At 46.2% G+C, this 19,924-nt stretch carries 17 protein-coding genes; all 17 read left to right on the top strand.

The genetic code is table 11. The features are described 5' to 3' along the window. Positions 1 to 64: 64 nt before the first annotated feature. The 17 genes from pilM (at position 65) to astD (ending at position 19,760) form a co-directional block, all read left to right on the top strand. Positions 65 to 1,090 (top strand): type IV pilus assembly protein PilM, encoded by a 1,026-nt coding sequence (gene pilM, locus AB4484_RS02015; RefSeq protein ID WP_372076212.1) that lies wholly within the window; start codon positions 65 to 67, stop codon positions 1,088 to 1,090. Further along, the gene (locus AB4484_RS02010; RefSeq protein WP_372076210.1) at positions 1,074 to 1,673 is read left to right on the top strand and encodes a PilN domain-containing protein; all 600 of its coding nucleotides are present in this window, start codon (positions 1,074 to 1,076) and stop codon (positions 1,671 to 1,673) included. Before pilM ends, AB4484_RS02010 begins: the two co-directional genes overlap by 17 nt. Continuing rightward, a complete protein-coding gene (locus tag AB4484_RS02005) occupies positions 1,666 to 2,295 on the top strand; it encodes a type 4a pilus biogenesis protein PilO (RefSeq protein ID WP_372076208.1) in 630 nt (209 codons plus the stop codon). The genes AB4484_RS02010 and AB4484_RS02005 overlap by 8 nt, the downstream gene beginning before the upstream one ends. Next, entirely contained in the window at positions 2,282 to 2,800 is a 519-nt protein-coding gene (locus AB4484_RS02000; RefSeq protein WP_372076254.1) for a pilus assembly protein PilP, read from the top strand. Before AB4484_RS02005 ends, AB4484_RS02000 begins: the two co-directional genes overlap by 14 nt. 35 nt (positions 2,801 to 2,835) lie before the next feature. Further along, the gene (locus tag AB4484_RS01995) at positions 2,836 to 4,554 is read left to right on the top strand and encodes a type IV pilus secretin PilQ (protein ID WP_086774522.1); all 1,719 of its coding nucleotides are present in this window, start codon (positions 2,836 to 2,838) and stop codon (positions 4,552 to 4,554) included. A 176-nt stretch (positions 4,555 to 4,730) separates the two neighbouring features. Next, a complete protein-coding gene (gene aroK, locus AB4484_RS01990) occupies positions 4,731 to 5,249 on the top strand; it encodes a shikimate kinase AroK (RefSeq protein WP_017061125.1) in 519 nt (172 codons plus the stop codon). Between the two features lie 25 nt (positions 5,250 to 5,274). After that, entirely contained in the window at positions 5,275 to 6,363 is a 1,089-nt protein-coding gene (aroB, locus tag AB4484_RS01985) for a 3-dehydroquinate synthase (protein WP_372076206.1), read from the top strand. A gap of 79 nt (positions 6,364 to 6,442) precedes the next feature. Further along, positions 6,443 to 7,951, top strand: a complete 1,509-nt coding sequence (locus AB4484_RS01980; RefSeq protein WP_372076204.1) for an AAA family ATPase — start codon at positions 6,443 to 6,445, stop codon at positions 7,949 to 7,951. Between the two features lie 69 nt (positions 7,952 to 8,020). Next, complete coding sequence (locus AB4484_RS01975; protein ID WP_048605377.1) at positions 8,021 to 8,869, top strand: Dam family site-specific DNA-(adenine-N6)-methyltransferase; 849 nt, start codon at positions 8,021 to 8,023, stop codon at positions 8,867 to 8,869. Positions 8,870 to 9,070: 201 nt separating this feature from the next. Further along, positions 9,071 to 9,745: a ribulose-phosphate 3-epimerase gene (gene rpe / locus AB4484_RS01970; protein ID WP_010435263.1), complete on the top strand. Its 675-nt coding sequence runs from the start codon at positions 9,071 to 9,073 to the stop codon at positions 9,743 to 9,745. Between the two features lie 102 nt (positions 9,746 to 9,847). Continuing rightward, positions 9,848 to 10,534, top strand: coding sequence for a phosphoglycolate phosphatase (locus tag AB4484_RS01965; RefSeq protein WP_017061120.1), 687 nt, complete (start codon positions 9,848 to 9,850; stop codon positions 10,532 to 10,534). A gap of 150 nt (positions 10,535 to 10,684) precedes the next feature. Continuing rightward, positions 10,685 to 11,701 carry a tryptophan--tRNA ligase gene (gene trpS / locus AB4484_RS01960; protein ID WP_248402430.1) on the top strand — a complete coding sequence of 339 codons (1,017 nt, stop codon included), beginning with the start codon at positions 10,685 to 10,687 and terminating at the stop codon, positions 11,699 to 11,701. A gap of 385 nt (positions 11,702 to 12,086) precedes the next feature. Continuing rightward, the gene (locus AB4484_RS01955; protein ID WP_372076202.1) at positions 12,087 to 14,681 is read left to right on the top strand and encodes an ExeM/NucH family extracellular endonuclease; all 2,595 of its coding nucleotides are present in this window, start codon (positions 12,087 to 12,089) and stop codon (positions 14,679 to 14,681) included. A gap of 200 nt (positions 14,682 to 14,881) precedes the next feature. After that, on the top strand, positions 14,882 to 15,460 hold the full coding sequence (locus AB4484_RS01950; RefSeq protein WP_372076200.1) for an aminodeoxychorismate/anthranilate synthase component II: 579 nt from the start codon (positions 14,882 to 14,884) through the stop codon (positions 15,458 to 15,460). Between the two features lie 464 nt (positions 15,461 to 15,924). After that, positions 15,925 to 17,136, top strand: coding sequence for an aspartate aminotransferase family protein (locus AB4484_RS01945; RefSeq protein ID WP_048612356.1), 1,212 nt, complete (start codon positions 15,925 to 15,927; stop codon positions 17,134 to 17,136). A 107-nt stretch (positions 17,137 to 17,243) separates the two neighbouring features. Continuing rightward, positions 17,244 to 18,263, top strand: coding sequence for an arginine N-succinyltransferase (gene astA / locus AB4484_RS01940; RefSeq protein WP_048612355.1), 1,020 nt, complete (start codon positions 17,244 to 17,246; stop codon positions 18,261 to 18,263). Between the two features lie 39 nt (positions 18,264 to 18,302). Then, a complete protein-coding gene (astD, locus tag AB4484_RS01935) occupies positions 18,303 to 19,760 on the top strand; it encodes a succinylglutamate-semialdehyde dehydrogenase (RefSeq protein ID WP_372076197.1) in 1,458 nt (485 codons plus the stop codon). The last annotated feature ends 164 nt before the right edge of the window (positions 19,761 to 19,924 follow it).

Below are 19,924 nucleotides of genomic sequence, written 5' to 3'. Positions count from 1 at the left end.
TTAACTAATAATCACAACCCCTAGATAATCAACGAAATGCTTGGCACTTCAGGAGCTAGGTCACATGGGTTCATCATTAATTACAGGTATAGATATAAATCATCACAGCATCAAAGCCGTGGTACTAAAACCCGTGGGGGAGTTGTATGCCCTAGTGGGATACAAAGAGCTGCCGATTTCGGACGACATTTTTACAGCTAACCATACTTTGGAGTATCAGAAAACTGTTAAGAAACTTAAAGAACTTAGGAAAGGACTGCCTTTTGGCTGTCGCAACGTCGCCATTTCGGTACCTGATAACACAGTGATCAGCAAAGTACTGCAAATAGAGAGTGAGTTAGAAGACAGAGAAAAAGAGTTTTCTATCTATCAAACCTTCGCCCATCAGTCTCCCTTTCCTATCGAGGAGCTGAGTTTAGATTTTGTAAAGCTGGAAGACAAACGATTTGGTAAAGGTTCGACAAGCAGTTATCAGGTATACGCTACTCGTAAGGAAGTGGTGGATAGCCGAGCGGATGCATTAACTAAAGCTGGCTTTAAACCTGTGGTGGTGGATACACAGGCGCATGGATTGCTGAATATCTGGCAATTGGCCTCGCGTCTGTATCCTGATAAGAAAAACTGGTTGCTGGTGGATGTTGGAATCGACCAAACCTCGCTAGGGGTTATCCCGCAGAATTCGGCGCCTTTCTATAAAGACATCGCCTTTGGCACTCAAGATCTTCGCAGCTCAGATGACCCGAATGATATCGAGAGCGTGTTCGGTACTATGGAAGATACACATCAATTCATCGTTAACCTGATTGAGAAGCTCAAGCGTCAATTGCAGCTTTATTCATCGGGAAATGCGCAGCAGCCTATCTCTGGGATCTGGCTGATGGGCGAGGGCGCCAGCATTCCGATGGTAACCGAAGAGCTAGAACGTCATTTTCAGCTGAGCTGTGAGTCATTGAATCCTTTGTCTCTGTTTGAGAATAAGGTCGCCAAGAGACGCCGACTGCCGATGGACTGGCAACACTTTGGTATCGCGGCAGGTATGGCGATGAGTGGGCTCAAGTGGCAGGGAGAGAAGCATGTTGCATCAAATTAACCTGCTGCCGTGGCGTGATGAGATTCGAGCTCAGCACAAGAAGCGTTTTATCCATCTGGTCATTCTTGGCGTCATCATTGCGCTTATAGGGCAATGGGTGGTTGGTCACTATTTTCACGACCAACAAGCCAAGCAGCAAGCTCGCCTCAATTACCTCAATCAGTACATTGCTGAGCTCGACCGACAAATTCAATCGTTAAAAGTCGCAGAGCAAGAACACAAAGCCATTCTGACTCGACTTGATGTAGTGGAGTCGCTGCAGCTTGGCCGCAATAAGACCACCGACTTTATGAACTTGATGCCGGAGCTGATTCCAGAGGGTGTGTATGTCGACAAAATAAAGATGAATGGTCAGGAGATTGAAATGTCGGGCATCAGCGACAGTACTGCTCGTCTCGCTACCATGTTGGACAATCTAGAGCGTTCTGATTCCCTGAAAGGGGTCGAGATGCACTCTATCGTTCATAATCGCAAGCGCTTCAATAAAGAGTTTCAGACCTTCAAGGTTTCTTTTGTGTTCAGCCCTGTGTCTTTAGAAAACACAACCGCGAGCAGAAAAGAGAAGGGGGTGCATCATGGCTAACCTTCAAAATCGGATTAGTTGGCAAAACAGGATGAGCTTGCAAGATCTCGATGTTGATGAGATCACCGAATGGCCATTGTTGCCTCAGCTTCTCGTGATTTTGGTGTTGATAGTGTTAATCCAAGGTGTTGGCACTTGGCTGTATGTGCTGCCGCTCGACGAGGAGCTGAAACAGATGAAGCAACAGGAGCAGACCTTAAAAACGACCTTGAGAATAAAGGCCAACAAGGTTGCAGCCTTGCCTAAGTTGCAGAGCCAGTTGGATGAGTTAACCAGCCGTTACGATTACTTGTTAGAGCAGCTACCTGTTCAAAAGGAGTTGGCGAGCATGCTGGCCTCAGTGAATGAGCTCGGCTTGGATAACTCGCTGACCTTCACACGAATTGATTGGGGGCAAAAGCAGAACAAGGAGTTCCTCTATCGACTGCCTCTTAATATTGAGCTGACAGGTGACTATCATGAGATTGGTGACTTCTCTGCTGCCATTGCCAAGCTGCCGCGTATTATCAGCTTTGATGATGTGAATTGGCAGCGAGTCAGCCAAGAAAGCAGCACGCTGCACTTTAGGGTTCGAGCTTATACCTACCAGTTTAAATCGGAGGTCAATGATGAAACCCAATAGCGCGTTTTACTCAATCGCATTAATGCTTGCGTTGTCAGGCTGCAAGGCTAATCAAGACTCACTGCAAGACTTTGTCGCGCAGGTTGAAGCCAAGGCGAGAAAAGACGTCGAGCAACTTGTCCCAGCAACTGAATTCACGGCGGCGACTTATCAGCGCCGATCTTTGCGTCCTCCCTTTGAACTGCCTAAAGAAGCCATTGTGCAAAACCAGCCCTTGGTTAAGAAAGACTGCTGGCAACCCAGCGCCCGTTCTCGTAATGGCAAGTTAGAGAAGTACCCGCTGAGTAAGCTTCGTTTAAGAGGCGTAATGGGCAGTGGCTCAAGCGTGTTTGGCTTAGTGCAAACACCCAAAGGCAACGTGGTAAACGTCAAGAAAGGCCAGTTTATCGGCTTAAACAATGGCCGAATTACCAAGGTGACGAGCCAATACGTTCAGATTAATGAAACTCTTCCAGATGGCTTAGGTTGTTGGCATAAGCGCAACGTTAGGCTGGCTCTGAAGTAAACCAATGTCACATGATGTGGATATGAGATGTAAATATGATTAAAGGAATAAGTGGATTAGTGAGCAAGGCTCTACAAGGTTTTGCTGTGTCTGTGATGTTGGTTGTTAGCGTGCTCAGTCATGCCGAGAGCTTACCGAACAAATTAGAGAATATTGATTTTAGGGTGAACAAAGATAAAGACGCCGTCATCATCATTGAGCTGGCGACCAGCACCGCTGTGGTGGATGTTCAACGTGCTCAAGAAGGATTAAGTATCGAGTTAATCAACACTCAGGTTGATGATGACAAGCTCTACCTATTGGATGTGAAAGACTTCGCTACCTTGGTTGAAGGCATTGAAGTCTATAAAGAGACACCAAGTACTCGGCTTCTAGCGACGATTAGCAATGACTATCAGTATGAATACAACCTAAAGGGGCGCTTTATTGAGGTGGTGATCAGCAAGCCGGTTATCGATGAGGCGACCAAAGAAAAAAGCGTTCTAGAGAAAGAGGGCAAGCTGATATCGATTAACTTCCAGGATATCCCAGTACGAAATGTTCTGCAGTTGATTGCCGACTACAACGACTTCAATCTCGTGGTGTCTGATTCGGTAGCCGGAAACCTGACGTTACGCTTAGATGGCGTACCTTGGCAGCAAGTTCTCGACATTATCTTGCAAGTTAAAGGCTTGGATAAGCGTGTTGATGGCAATGTTATCTTGGTCGCGCCGAAAGCGGAGCTTGATCTTAGAGAGCAACAAGCGTTAGAAAAATCTCGCTTAGAAGAGGAGTTAGGGGAGCTTAAATCGGAAATCATCAAGATTAATTTTGCAAAAGCCACCGATATTGCTGACATGATTGGCGGTGAAGGTGCGGTCAGCATGTTGTCCGATCGTGGTTCAATTACCATTGATGAGCGCACCAACTCACTGCTCATTCGTGAATTGGAAGAAAACATTGCAGTGATCAGAGGCATTATTGAATCGTTAGATATTCCCGTGAAGCAAGTACAGATAGAGGCACGTATTGTCACGGTTACTGAGGGTAATCTTGATGAGCTTGGCGTGCGCTGGGGCGTTTCATCAACCAACGGAAGCTTCACCGTTGGTGGTTCAATCGAAGGCAACCACCCATCAGCGATTACGCCGTATGACGACGATAGCGGCAGCAGCGTGATTGATGACTATCTCAACGTTAATTTAGGGGCAACATCGCCGAACGCCTCGAGTATTGCGTTTCAGGTGGCCAAACTGGGCTCAGATACCTTACTCGATCTTGAACTGTCGGCACTGCAACAAGAGTCAAAAGCTGAAATCATTTCCAGCCCACGCTTAATCACCACCAATAAAAAGCCCGCTTATATTGAGCAAGGTACTGAAATTCCTTACCTGGAGTCATCTTCAAGTGGCGCTACGTCGGTCGCATTTAAGAAAGCGGTATTGAGTCTTAAGGTGACACCGCAGATCACACCCGACAATCGTTTGGTATTGGATTTGAGCGTGACTCAAGATAGGCCAGGGCAAGTGGTAAAAACCGGAACCGGTGAAGCGGTCGCAATTGACACGCAAAGAATAGGAACGCAAGTACTTGTTAATAATGGTGAAACTGTCGTGCTTGGCGGGATATTTCAGCACAGCGTGAGCAGTACAGTGGATAAAGTTCCTCTGTTGGGAGACCTGCCAGTTTTGGGCGCATTGTTCCGTCGCAGCTATGAAAATGTGGGTAAAAGTGAACTACTTATTTTTGTCACACCCAAAGTTGTGATTCAGTAATGAACAATTAGATTAAAAATAAAGTTGCATTAGTGGCACCTAACCTTGATAATTTCGGGTCTTATCACGAATTATCTGTGAGGAATCGGTGCCACGGGCCTTTTAATTTCAGTACTTGTACTGACCTACCTTGTGGCGATGTCATTGAATTAACGTTGTAAATTACTGCTAAAAACATGGCTGAGAAACGCAATATTTTTCTTGTTGGCCCAATGGGCGCCGGCAAAAGTACAATTGGTAGACACCTAGCTTCCCAACTTCATATGGAGTTTCTAGACTCTGACACTGTGATCGAAGAGCGCACTGGCGCAGACATCGCATGGGTTTTTGATGTTGAGGGCGAAGAAGGTTTCCGTAAGCGCGAAGAATCTGTAATCAATGATCTGACAGAAGAACAAGGTATTGTTCTTGCGACAGGTGGTGGTTCAGTGTTGAGCAAAGAAAACCGTAACCGTCTATCTGCACGAGGCATTGTTGTATACCTAGAGACAACAATTGAAAAGCAACTTGCTCGCACTAACCGCGACAAGAAACGCCCTCTACTTCAAACAGACAACCCGCGTGATGTGCTAGAAGATCTAGCTGTATCTCGCAACGCACTATACGAAGAAGTGGCGGACTACACAGTTCGTACTGACGACCAAAGTGCAAAAGTGGTAGCCAACCAGATCGTAAAAATGCTAGAAGAACGTTAAGTTCATTTTTTCGGAGAGCAAACCCATGGAACGGATTACGGTCAATCTAGCTGAGCGTAGCTACCCTATCTCTATTGGCGCCGGGTTATTTGAAGACCCGGCGTACCTTTCTTTTTTATCAGGTAAGCAGAAAGTTGTTGTTATCAGTAATGTGACAGTAGCGCCTCTTTATGCTGATAAAATTTTATCGCTATTGGATCAAGTCGGCTGTCAGACATCTCTTCTCGAGCTGCCAGACGGTGAACAGTACAAAACCCTTGAAACGTTCAATTCAGTGATGAGCTACATGCTTGAAGGAAATTACAGCCGCGATGTGGTGGTGATTGCTTTAGGCGGTGGTGTAATCGGTGACTTGGTCGGTTTTGCTGCCTCTTGTTACCAGCGCGGTATTGATTTCATTCAAATCCCGACGACCCTTCTTTCTCAAGTGGACTCTTCTGTTGGTGGTAAAACCGCAGTAAACCATCCTCTTGGTAAGAATATGATCGGCGCTTTTTACCAACCGAAATCTGTGATCATCGATACCAACTGTTTATCAACGCTTCCAGAGCGTGAGTTTGCAGCGGGCATTGCTGAGGTGATCAAATACGGCATCATTTACGATGAAGCCTTCTTTGATTGGTTGGATCAGAATCTAGAGAAACTTTATCAACTTGATGAAGAAGCACTGATTACCGCGATTGCTCGTTGTTGTGCAATTAAGGCTGAAGTGGTGGCTCTAGATGAAAAAGAGTCAGGAATCAGAGCGTTATTGAACCTAGGTCATACATTTGGTCATGCGATTGAAGCAGAACTAGGCTATGGTAATTGGCTACATGGTGAAGCTGTGTCGTCAGGCACTGTAATGGCAGCTAAAACAGCTCAATTACAGGGACTGATCTCTCAGCAGCAACTTGAGCGAATTATTTCTATACTCAAGAATGCGAAACTACCAATTCATACGCCAGAAAGCATGTCTTTTGAAGACTTTATGAAGCACATGATGCGCGATAAAAAAGTGCTGTCTGGTCAGTTGCGTTTGGTATTACCAACAAGTATTGGTACTGCTGAAGTGGTTGCTGATGTGCCTCAAGACATCATTAAACAAGCGATCGATTTCTGCCGTACTCTTTAAATTTGGTTGTGAGGTTGCCTAGCTAAACTCTAGGCAACTGAAGCGTTTTACTGATCGATCTTATCAGTAGGGATCCCCAATGAGTTTGGCTCATGAATTAAGAGTATTAGAGTTAGAATCTCAAGTTGAGCTGCTAGAGCGCTTACAGCTTTTGACTAACTTTGGTTCAAACCTTGTGACGGTGGCTGGCAAAACTGGCTCTGGCCGATCTTGGTTGGCTCAGCGTTATCTTGAAGCATGGTCGACAGAAAAAAATCAGTGTTTACTGCTTTGTCACCCAAGCCAAGACGATCAACAACGTCGCGCGCTTATTCTTAGCCAAATTGTTTCTGATCCCCTGTTTAATCAACATGATTCTTTATCAGATAGCCTAACAAGGTTACTGGATGGAGAGCCGTGTAATGTGGTTATCGTCGTTGATGATGCCCAACGACTTTCTGAGCTATTGGTATCCGAATTATGGATGTTGGTACTGGAAGCTCAATCAAACCCTCAATGGACGATCAATATCGTTCTCTTCTCGGAACCTGGCCACTTAGATACGTTATTAACGCGTTTGAGTTACGGTCAACAACACAAGCCTATCGATCTTGAGATCGATGACCTTTCGCAACCAGAAGCTGAACATTTCTTTGAATCACTGGTGATTCGATATGTTGATGATGAGTCTGAAACTCGCGTGCGACGTGCGTTTAATAAAGCGCAACCTCTGCCCGGTGAGTTAATGGCTTTAGGAGAATTGAAAGTGGAAAAAAGGATTATTATTCGCTCAATTATTGGCTCACCCATCAATATCGCGATTGTGGTGGCCTTGCTGTTGATTTTAATTGGTGGTGGCTATTGGTGGATGTTCAGTCAACCAACCCCTGACGATAAAGCGCAATCTCTTATCGCTCCGATTGAACAGACAGCTATCCCAACTTTTGAAGTGGAAAGTGGTACCGAGCAAGTAGGAATCGACGATTCTGAAGCCGAAGCTGACATGAGTTACCAGGGTGCTGATGACGACAGCTCTTCTTTGCCACCGGTTGTGGTTGAAGAGACAGCCAGTGTTGGTGAGGCAACACAAGATCAGCAGCGTGTCGTAATCACCTCTGATGTGGTTGATGCCTTGCTTGATGATAAACCTGAAAGTGCCGATACCAGTGCGATTGATGCTGCTGTTGAAGAAAACACAGGTGCCGCGGTGAGTTCGCAGTCAGATGCAGACAAAGTGGAGTCACAACCTTCAGGCGATGAAGCAGCAGACCTAACCCAGTCCACGCCACCGACTAAGAAAATCACATTCTCATTTTCTCGCGAAGAGTTACAAGCTATCTCGCCGCGAGCTTATACCTTGCAGTTGAGTGCGATGACCTCATTGGAAGACGTACAATCTTTCATTGAAGAGTATGACCTTGAGAACAAGGTTCGTATTTACCCAACACTTCGCAACGACACCAAGTGGTTTATTATCACTTATCAAGATTACCCAACGATTCAAGTGGCGAGAGACGCGGTAAGTGCGTTATCAAAACCACTTCAACAGTTGGAACCTTGGGCAAAATCGATGAATCAAGTACATCGAGAGATAGAACGTGCGAAATAACCCTGAGCTTAGCCTCAAAATATGTTACATTCCGCAGCCTTATTTTTGAGTTGATAGATAGAGCAGTAAATGAAAAAGCAGCGTGCCTTTCTAAAATGGGCTGGTGGTAAATATGGCCTAGTTGAAGACATCCAACGTCACCTGCCACCTGCTCGTAAATTGGTAGAACCGTTTGTCGGTGCCGGCTCAGTATTTCTGAATACTGACTTTGAACAATACCTGCTTGCAGATATCAATCCCGATCTTATCAACCTGTACAACCTACTTAAAACCGATCCTGAAACTTATATCACGGAAGCGAAGCGCTGGTTCTGTCCTGAGAACAACCGCAAAGAAGCCTTCTTAGATATTCGCGCTGAGTTCAATGGTACAGATAACGTCATGTATCGTTCGTTGGCTTTCTTGTATATGAACCGATTTGGCTTCAATGGCCTATGTCGTTACAACAAGAAGGGCGGTTTTAACGTTCCATTTGGTTCTTATAAAAAACCTTACTTCCCAGAAGCTGAGCTGGAGTTTTTTGCCGAGAAAGCGAAAAAGGCCACCTTCGTCTGTGAGGGATACCATGAAACCTTTAGCCGCGCGCGCAAAGGCTGTGTGGTTTACTGCGATCCTCCATACGCACCATTGTCGAACACGGCTAACTTTACCTCTTACGCAGGTAATGGCTTTAGCTTAGATGACCAAGCTGCACTGGCGGATGTTGCTGAAAAAGCAGCGATGGAACGCGGTATTCCTGTTTTGATTTCAAACCACGATACGACATTAACTCGTCGCTTATATCATGGTGCGGAGTTGAACGTGGTTAAGGTGAAACGTACCATCAGCCGCAATGGCGCTGGCCGTAATAAAGTTGATGAGCTATTGGCGCTTTTCCATAAAGAGAAAAACCAGCAGCACGCATCAGCGGAACAGTAATGGTCAGAATATCCGCCAAACTCATTAAATTGAGTGACCAACGGATACTTTCTTAAACTAATCTTTCGAACTGCTAGGATCTGCTTAGGCGCTTAGGTAGAATTGCACACCAAATAGTCTTGGGATTGAGTCTTGTATTTGTGTATGAGATGTCACCAAGGCGGTGATATTCGCAATTTACTCACTCTTAAGAGGTTTGGTATGAAAGATTTTCTAATCGCTCCATCGATTTTGTCTGCAGATTTTGCTCGTCTTGGTGAAGACGTAGAAAAAGTACTCGCAGCCGGTGCCGACGTTGTGCACTTCGATGTGATGGACAACCACTACGTACCTAACCTGACTTTTGGCGCGCCTATTTGTAAAGCGCTGCGCGACTACGGTATTACGGCTCCTATCGATGTTCACCTTATGGTTAAGCCAGTAGACAGCATCGTGCCTGAGTTTGCTAAAGCCGGCGCATCAATGATTACCTTCCACGTTGAAGCATCAGAGCACATCGATCGCACTCTACAGCTAATCAAAGAGCACGGCTGTAAAGCGGGTGTGGTTCTTAACCCTGCAACGCCGCTTTCTTGCCTAGATTACATCCTAGACAAAGTAGACATGATTCTACTGATGTCTGTGAACCCAGGGTTCGGCGGTCAATCTTTCATTCCTCACACGCTAGATAAACTGCGTGCTGTTCGCAAGCTGATTGATGAGTCAGGCCGTGACATTCGCCTTGAGATTGATGGCGGCGTGAAGGTGGATAACATCCGTGAAATCGCAGAAGCGGGCGCAGATATGTTCGTTGCGGGTTCAGCTATCTTCAATCAACCAGATTACAAAGAAGTGATTGATGAGATGCGTGCAGAGCTTGCAAAAGTAAACGCATAATCGTAAAACTACAGATAGATTGAATATTAAGGGGCTAATTTGCCCCTTTTTTACGTCTTATAGCTCAACTCATAAGACGAACATAATAAATAGGAAAGTAAGATGTCATTAAGCTCAATAAAACTGATCGCCTTTGATTTGGATGGAACCTTGTTAGACAGCGTGCCTGATTTGGCCGTTGCTGCTGACCAAGCTTGTCAGGAGTTAGGCTTCCCTTCAGTGAGCGAAGAACAAGTTCGCGACTACGTAGGTAATGGTGCTGATGTTCTTATCGGACGTTCACTCAGCCGTAACCTGACGGTTGACCCAAGCCTAGAGCCAGAGCTACTAAAAAAAGCGCGCATCCTGTTTGATGATTTCTATGAGCAGGGCGGTCACAAGCTGAGTCACCTTTACCCATCGGTTAAAGAGACGTTGGCTGAGCTGGATAAAGCTGGCTTCACTATGGCGCTGGTCACCAACAAGCCTTCAAAGTTTGTACCAGACGTTCTGGCGCAACACGGTATCGATAAGTACTTTGTTGATGTGTTGGGTGGCGACTCTTTCCCAGAGAAAAAACCGAACCCAGTCGCGCTGAACTGGTTGCTAGAAAAGCACAATGTTAAAGCGGAAGAGATGCTGATGGTTGGCGATTCAAGCAACGATATTAAAGCGGCTAAGAATGCAGGCTGTCACTCGTTTGGCCTGACTTACGGTTATAACCACGGCGAGCCGATTTCAGCATCAAACCCTGACTATGTCGCGGATAACGTCGCGCAATTACTAGATGTCGTTCTAGTTTCAGCATAAAGCGGACAAAAGTTAGCTAACCTACTAGCAAAATACTTATCAATGAGTACACTGGATGAGCCGTACAGAAGAGCTGTGCGGCTTTTCTATATTTAAGTTAAGAAGCTAAGCGATCAATAAACTTAGCGAATAAGCAAAGGAATTAAAACCATGAGCAAGCCCATCGTATTGAGTGGTGTTCAACCATCTGGTGAACTAAGTATCGGTAACTACTTGGGTGCTCTACGTCAATGGCAACAGATGCAAGATGATTACGATTGCCAATACTGTGTTGTAGACCTTCACGCAATTACGGTTCGCCAAGACCCGAAAGCACTGCATGAAGCGACTCTAGACGCACTAGCAATCTGTCTTGCTGTCGGTGTTGATCCAAAGAAGAGCACGCTATTTGTTCAGTCACACGTACCAGAGCATGCTCAACTTGGTTGGCTTCTTAACTGTTACACGCAAATGGGTGAACTGAGCCGTATGACTCAGTTTAAAGATAAGTCTGCACGTCACTCAAACGACGTAAACGTAGGCCTATACGACTACCCAGTGTTGATGGCTGCAGACATCCTGCTTTACGGTGCTCACCAAGTGCCTGTAGGTAGCGACCAGAAACAACACCTAGAGCTAGCGCGTGATATCGCAACTCGCTTCAACAACATCTACGGTCCTGAAACGCCAATCTTCCAAGTACCAGAACCTTACATTCCAACAGTGAATGCACGTGTAATGAGCCTGCAAGACGCGACGAAGAAGATGTCTAAGTCGGACGACAACCGTAAGAACGTGATTACTCTGTTAGAAGAGCCTAAGTCGATCATCAAGAAGATCAACAAAGCGCAAACCGATGCAGAAACACCACCACGCATTGCTCACGATTGGGAAAGCAAAGCGGGCATCTCTAACCTAATGGGTCTGTACTCTGCAGCGACGGGTAAAACGTTCGAAGAGATCGAAGCGCAGTACCAAGGCGTTGAAATGTACGGTCCGTTTAAGAAAGATGTAGGCGCAGCATTGGTTGAGATGCTTGAGCCGATTCAAGCTGAATACCACCGTATCCGTGCTGACCGTGCTTACATGGACGCAGTAATGAAATCCGGTGCTGAAAAAGCCTCTGAGCGTGCTGCAGTGACACTGAAAAAAGCATACGAAGCAGTAGGTTTTGTTACTCGCCCATAGGGTGAACTAACATAACTCGCTTGAGAATTTGAGCCCAAAGTAGCTGCTGTTTACTTTGGGCTTTTTCATGCCCATTCCATTTGCCTTCCCCACAAACCCTTTGTTTGAATTGATAATTTACGCAGTATTTAGCTAGCACACCCGTAGCATTAATGCTGTGCAGATGATCTTATTTGACACCCTCAAGCTTTATAAAATCAAACTCGTTTCTATATATGTTGGAAATATATAACGTGCCAAACAATTGATGATTCCAAAGTGATAAGTTCCTCATTTTCTTGCCAACTGACTTATTCCTTTCATAAATAAACCTGATAGTTACCACAAAATACATGACTGCCCATAGATGGCAGTGACTATAACTCGATGAACTCAGGTGAAACGGATGGCTCTTTTACACAAACCTTCATTGCTAGCAGTGGCAATTGGTAGCTTGTTAACTACAAGCGCACACGCTGATTTGTTTATTTCACAATATGTGGAAGGCGGCAGCTATAACAAAGCGGTTGAGATTGCCAATAGTGGCGATAGCAGCATTAGTTTAGATGGTTACTCATTGGCGAAATCTGCCAATGGCAACGGATCATGGGGTGCCACTTTACCTTTAGATGGCCACGTTTTAGCACCCGGTGAAGTACTCGTGGTCGCACATTCTAGTGCGAGTGATGAGATTAAAGCTCAAGCTGACATTATTAATGCCTCTATCGCCAATCATAACGGTGACGACCCGCTGGCTATCTTGAATTCAGATGGGTCGGTACATGATGTTGTTGGTTTGATGGGCGATGTGGACTGGGGCAAAGATGTTACTTTGGTTCGTGCGACACAAACATCTTCTGCGACGTTTGATGCTTCACAATGGGTATCGCTACCAAAAGACAGTATTGAAGGCCTAGGTTCACTAGACAGTGTTGAACTGCCAGAAGCGTTCACTTGTACACAAGATGGCTCTGACCCAGTATTCACCACCATTCAAGAAATCCAAGGTGAAGGCGCAACATCACCGTTCATTGATGGCTATCCGTACATCACCGACGATGAATACTTCGTCAAAGGTGTGGTAAGTGCGGTGACAACAGGCCTAACCAAAGGCTTCTACCTGCAAGCACTTGAGGATGATTTCAACTCAAGCACTTCTGAGGGTCTATTTATTCATACCAACCAGTCGAGCTCAGAGCTAGTAGCCGGTGATGTAGTGTGTGTGAAAGGCAAGGTTCAAGAATACTACAGCCACACTCAGCTGAAAGTTGAAAACAACCAATGGCTCAAGCAGGGCGAGCAGCAAGCACCTGAAGCGACGGCGATAGAAGCGCTAGACAGTGATGAGAACTTCGCTGCAACGCTTGAACGCTACGAAGGCATGTTGGTGAAAACAACCGAAGCACTAGACATGCGTGTGACACGTACTTTTGGTTATGACTACGCAGGTCGTCGTAACAACATGGTACTGGCGCATGAGCGTATTAACATGCAGCCGAACCAGCTTTTCACCGCGGGATCTGACGAAGCGAAGCAGCAAACGGAAGACAACGCCGACCGCCGTCTTTTCGTTGAAACCGATCAAAAAGCGGCTGATGGACAAGTCCCTTTTTATCCAGATTTTGGCCGCACTGATATCGACCAAGACGGTTCAACAGAAGATTACATCCGCATTGATGACACCATTGTTGGCCTAGAAGGCGTGTTGACCTACAGCTACGGTGAGTATCGTTTAATTACGACCAACCAGATTTCTGCTGAAAACTTCGTTCGTAACGATCCGCGTACCGACAAACCAGACATGGATGAAGGCGATCTACGTATCGCGACCTTCAACGTATTGAACTACTTTAATTCCCCATTTGGTGGCGACGCGAATCAGCACGGTAACAACCGTGGCGCGAACACCATCACTGAGTTTGAGATGCAGCAAGAGAAGATTGTGAACGCGATTCTTCGCTTAGATGCAGACATCATTGGTTTGATGGAAATTGAGAACAACGGCTTTGGTGAAGGCTCGGCAATTCAACAGCTTGTGAATCAACTGAATGACCGTATTGAACATAAGAAAGACCGTTATACCTTTGTGGCTGTCGACTCGAACGAAGATGGCGTAACCGACGAGATGGACTCGATTGGTACTGACGTTATTACAACGGGTGTTATCTACCGTAAGAAGGTGGTTAAGCTTAAAGACAGCCGTGTTATCGCGATGCCAAGCCAACAAGCACCAGAGGTGTTAGACGATTCGGGCAAGGTGATTGAAGACGGTAAGAACTACCAACGTGATTCATTGGCGCCAACCTTTAAGGTTAAAGGCACCAAAGAGAAACTCACCGTAGCGATCAACCACTTTAAATCGAAAGGTTCAAAGTGCTGGGAAGATGCGGCACCGGTTGAGCAGGGCGGCCAAGGTGGCGTTGATGCCGATAAGCAAGGTTCATGTGAGAACTTCCGTGTTGCTGCGGCAGTTGCATTAGGTGAAGCGCTAGACGGCATCAAAGGCCATAAAGTGATTCTGGGTGACATGAACTCGTACGGAATGGAAGATCCAATGCTGGTGCTAACGGATTACTCGGAAGAGAAATACGGTAAGCAAATCAAAGCAGCTCGTGATACCTTCATTGATGGTGTTGAGCAGTTTGGTGATAGTGGTGCGGTGATTACGAAGAATTACGGTTACATTAATGCTGTGGCTCAAAAGCACCCAGACAGCTGGAGCTACTCATACAACGACGAAGTGGGCGCTTTGGACCACTTGTTGATCAGTGACAGCCTGAAAGATAGGGTTGTCGATGCTACCGATTGGCACATTAACGGTGGCGAATCGACGTTATTTGACTACAACGAAGAGTACAAAGGCGATCTACCTAAATACCAAGATCACTTCCGTTCATCGGATCATGATCCTGCAGTTCTTGAGCTAAGAGTGGGCGGTTCATTTGGCTTCGGTGCTCTGATGTCACTATTTGGCTTAGCAATGTGGCGCCGTCGCAAATAGCTCAATCACAAATAGATTGGCTTGCCATACAAGTAAGCCAATTCAGATAACTTAACGCTATCTGTAAACAATTAAGGTCAACTTAGGTTGGCCTTAATTATTGACTAAATGCAGTTTCCACTTGCCTTTCGCCATGGGTATTGCACAATACCGCCCCTATATCCCCCAATCCTTTAGTATTTAGCAAACGATTTCGACCCATGTTACTTATCATCGATAACTACGACTCTTTTACCTATAACTTGTATCAGTATTTCTGTGAGTTAGGGGTAACTGTAAAAGTTGTTCGCAACGATGAGATTGATATAGCGGGCATCGAAGCGCTAAATCCTAGCCATCTTGTTATCTCGCCGGGTCCATGTACGCCCGATGATGCGGGAATTTCGCTACAGGTGATTGAACACTTCGTTGGTAAGCTGCCGATCTTAGGTGTGTGTCTTGGTCATCAAGCCATTGCTCAAGTCTTTGGTGGTGAAGTGGTGAGAGCCAGACAAGTGATGCATGGTAAAACCTCACCGATCCGTCATAACGGTAAGAGCGTTTTTCAAGGTCTCAATAACCCTCTGACTGTGACACGTTACCATTCCCTAGTGGTGAAAAACGGCACATTACCAGACTGTTTTGAGCTGACGTCTTGGACAGAATTTGAAGATGGCAGAATGGATGAGATCATGGGTTATCAACATAAAACCTTGCCGATTGATGCCGTCCAATTTCACCCTGAATCGATTAAAACAGAGCAAGGACACCAGCTTCTCGCTAACTTCCTAGCACGCTGAGTGTTTAAATTTGCCCCTTTCTCCGTCTAAATAAGCCAGTTTAACGTATTCCATTACCCGTTAAGCGTTTAAATTCGGGCGCTACGCGTCTTCATCCCTCTGACGCCGATCACTTTTTGTAACATTTCTCCCTCGTCAGGCTAAGTTTTTAGCCTATGCAAAATTATTCGCGTTATTTCGTCTCGAACCCAATATACCGCAATGCCAGTAAGGCTTTGCTGTTTCTGGTTATACGTTTAGGTAAAAAAAGCTTCATAAAACAGATTAATTGATGCATAAATAGTCATAGGTAGTGACGTTTAGCTGGTTGTAAGGGATGGCTAAAGAATAATCTACTATTGAAAAGGTTAATTAAATGTAAATATAATGCTGCAGCGGGATTATGGCGAGACAAAATATCTTTGTCTCACTTATGAACCATTACGCTTATTTGCGAAGCTTGCGGTATCGAGAAGGAATGTACGATGACAGTGGAAAATAAAGTAGAACGTAGTCTGTTTAATGAGGTGATGGTGCCTTGTTATAACCCAATGGAAATGATCCCAGTAAAAGGGGAAGGCGCACGCGTTTGGGACCAACAAGGCCGAGAGTATATCGACTTTGCTGGTGGTATCGCCGTGAGCTGTTTGGGTCACTGTCACCCAGCAATGGTTAATGCTGTTACCGAGCAAGCAAACAAGATTTGGCATCTAAGTAACGTGATGACCAACGAACCTGCACTGCGTCTAGCGAAGAAGCTAACCGACGTATGTTTTGCAGAAAAAGTATTCTTTGCCAACTCTGGCGCAGAAGCGAATGAAGCAGCATTGAAGCTAGCTCGTCGTTGGGCGGCGGACGTTCACGGTCCTGAGAAATCTGAAATCATTGCATTCAAACAAGGTTTCCACGGTCGTACTTTCTTTACCGTAACTGTAGGTGGTCAAGAAGCTTACTCTGATGGTTTCGGTCCTAAACCGGGCGACGTTACTCACCTGCCTTACAACGATATTGCAGCACTAGAAGCGCACATCTCTGATCGCACTTGTGCAATCATGATGGAACCTCTGCAAGGCGAGGGCGGTATCATCTCGCCAACCTCTGAATTCGTGAACACAGTTCGTGAACTGTGTGATAAACACAATGCGCTGCTTATCTTTGATGAAGTGCAAACGGGCAATGGTCGAACTGGTAACTTTTACGCTTACCAAGGTCTAGGTGTAACACCAGATATTTTGAGCACGGCGAAATCACTGGGTGGTGGTTTCCCTATCGGTGCAATGCTGACGACTTCTGAACTGGCGACACATCTAAAAGTTGGTACTCACGGCTCTACTTACGGTGGTAACCCACTGGCGTGTGCTGTTGCAGAAGCGGTTGTTGATGTGGTTAGCCAACCTGAAACATTAGCTGGCGTGAAAGAGCGTGAAGCATTGTTCCGTGATGGTCTTACTAAGATTAACGATAAGTACCAAATCTTCAGTGAAGTTCGTGGTAAAGGCCTACTACTCGGTGCTGCGCTTAACGAAGAGTGGCAAGGCCGTGCACGTGACGTATTAGTAGCAGCAGGCGAACAAGGCTTGATGGTACTGGTTGCGGGTGCAAACGTGGTTCGTTTCACGCCATCACTGGTTATTACTACACAAGAAATTGAAGAAGGCTTATCGAAACTAGACAAAGCAATCGCTACGCTAGTTTAGCCTGAGCGGCGTCATAGGAATGATCGCCAATAGAGCGATCCCATGACGTTCTGCTAAAGGCCCAAGCTTCTGGTTTTGGGCCTATTTTGCATCTGGAGGGAATATTGATGCTAGTTGTTCGCCCAATAAAATTATCTGATTACGATGCGCTGCATACCTGCGCGGTTGAATCTGGTCACGGATTCACATCTCTTCCGGTTAACGAAGAACTGTTAACTAACCGTATTACTCACTCTGAATACAGCTTTGCCAAACAAGACGTGACTGAACCCGGTGATGAAGGCTACCTAATGGTTGGCTTTGATACCGAAACTGGTGAGGTTGCAGGTACGACAGGTATCGAAGCTTCAATCGGCTGGGATGTCCCGTTCTACTCTTACCACATCAGCAAGGTGGTTCACTCATCGCAGAAGCTTGGCGTAAATAACGTCGTGAAGCTGCTGACTTTCGGTAATAACTACACCGGATGCAGTGAGATCTGCACACTGTTCTTGCGCCCGGCTTTCCGTGGTGGATTGAATGGTCGTCTGATGTCTAAGTGTCGCTTCTTGATTATGTCTGAGCACCCAGAGCGTTTCTCGAAAACGATTTTTGCTGAGATGCGTGGTGTATCAGATGCAGAAGGTAACTCTCCTTTCTGGCAATGGCTGCAAGAGCACTTCTTCTCGATTGATTTCACGCTTGCCGATTACCTAACCGGTATTGGTAAAAAAGGCTTCATTGCAGACCTAATGCCTAAGCTACCTATCTACGTCAACCTACTGAGCAAAGAAGCTCAAGCGGTGATCGGAGAGGTACATGACAATACGCGCCCTGCACTTAAGTTGCTGGAACGTGAAGGCTTCACCAACCGTGGTTATGTCGACATCTTTGATGCAGGCCCAACGGTTGAGTGTGACCTAAGAAACATCGAATCTGTGCGTTACTCAATTCGAGCGCAGGTTCAAATTGCAGAGCACTCTAGCTCTAAAGACTTCCTAATTGGTAATACCTCGTTTGAGAACTTCCGCGCAGTAGCCGCGAAAGGTGCGTATGACCAAGCAAGCGACACAGTGATTTTATCATCTGAAGTAGCAAGCGCTCTTGAAGTAAAAGAAGGCGAATTCGTTCGCATGTTGGCTCAGTAAGAGCGGCGATTATCTGTCGAAGATTTTAAGGATAGAAGTATGACTCAGTGGATAGCAGGACAGTGGGTGGCAGGTCAAGGTGACGCCATGACATCAGTAAGCCCATACAACAATGAAGTAGTGTGGCAGGGTGATAGCGCAACACCAGCACAGGTTGAATCTGCAGTAGCAGCAGCTCGTGAAGCCTTCTTGGTTTGGAAAAAACTGAGCTTTGCAGAGCGTGAAGCGATCGTGTTGAACTTTGCTGAGAAAGTTAAAGAGAACAGCGAAGAAATTGCGCAAATCATCGCTAAAGAGACGGGCAAACCGATTTGGGAAACTCGCACTGAAGCGGGCGCAATGGCGGGCAAGATTGCTATCTCAATCCGTGCTTACCATGAGCGTACTGGTGAAGCTTCACGTGAAGCGGCAGGCAACCAGATTGTACTGCGTCATCGTCCATTGGGCGTGATGGCGGTATTTGGTCCTTATAACTTCCCGGGTCACCTACCAAACGGTCATATTGTTCCTGCGCTGCTATCGGGTAATACCGTGGTATTTAAGCCTTCAGAGCAGACACCTTGGACGGGTGAGTTTGCGATGAAACTATGGCAAGAAGCGGGTCTTCCTGTTGGCGTAATCAACCTAGTACAAGGTGCTAAAGAGACAGGTATCGCACTGGCCGATGCTAAAGGTCTTGATGGCGTGCTGTTCACAGGTAGTGCTAATACCGGTCATATCCTTCACCGTCAATTCGCGGGCCAACCGGGCAAGATGCTGGCGCTAGAGATGGGTGGTAATAACCCTATGGTGATCAGTGACCAATTTGGTGATGCTGACGCGACGGTTTATACCATTATCCAATCTGCTTTCATCAGTGCGGGCCAACGTTGTACATGTGCACGTCGCTTGTATGTTCCCGTTGGAGAGAAGGGCGATCAACTGCTGGATAAGCTCGTTGCTGCTACCTTGAAGATTCGTGTTGATCAGCCATTCGCTGAGCCAGCACCCTTCATGGGCCCACAAATCTCTGAAGCTGCGGCTAAGTTCATTCTGGACGCGCAAGCGAATCTGCAATCGCTAGGTGGTGTCAGCCTAGTCGAAGCAAAAGCGGGTGAAGCGGCGTTTGTTTCTCCGGGTATTATCGATGCAACCAACATTGCTGAATTGCCAGATGAAGAGTACTTCGGTCCATTACTGCAAGTGGTTCGTTACCAGTCACTAGAGCAAGCGGTTGAACTGGCTAATGATACACGTTTTGGTTTGTCTGCGGGTCTTGTATCAACAGATGATTCTGAATGGGAATACTTCGTTGACCATATCCGTGCGGGTATTGTTAACCGTAACCGTCAGCTAACAGGCGCAAGTGGTGATGCACCATTTGGTGGTCCGGGTGCTTCAGGCAACCTACGCCCAAGTGCTTATTATGCGGCGGACTACTGTGCTTACCCTATGGCCTCAATGGAAGGTGGCGAAACTCAACTTCCAGCAACGTTTAGCCCGGGTATTGAGCTTTAATTTAGGCTAATGAGTCTTAGACTCATACGTTAAGCTTGAAATAGGGAGGTGGTGTTATCGCTTCCCTTTTCCACCACGTCCGACACCTAGATTGGGCGGTAGATAATAATAGAAAAAGTATGTCACAGGCTGATGGCTGCTGACTCTGTGTCTCAGCCTCTCCC

This window comes from Vibrio sp. 10N.261.46.A3, from assembly GCF_041472995.1.
In the GTDB taxonomy this organism is placed as follows: domain Bacteria; phylum Pseudomonadota; class Gammaproteobacteria; order Enterobacterales; family Vibrionaceae; genus Vibrio; species Vibrio coralliirubri.
Note: the sequence above shows the minus strand (reverse complement) of the source record. Positions and strands in the feature narration are given on the sequence as shown.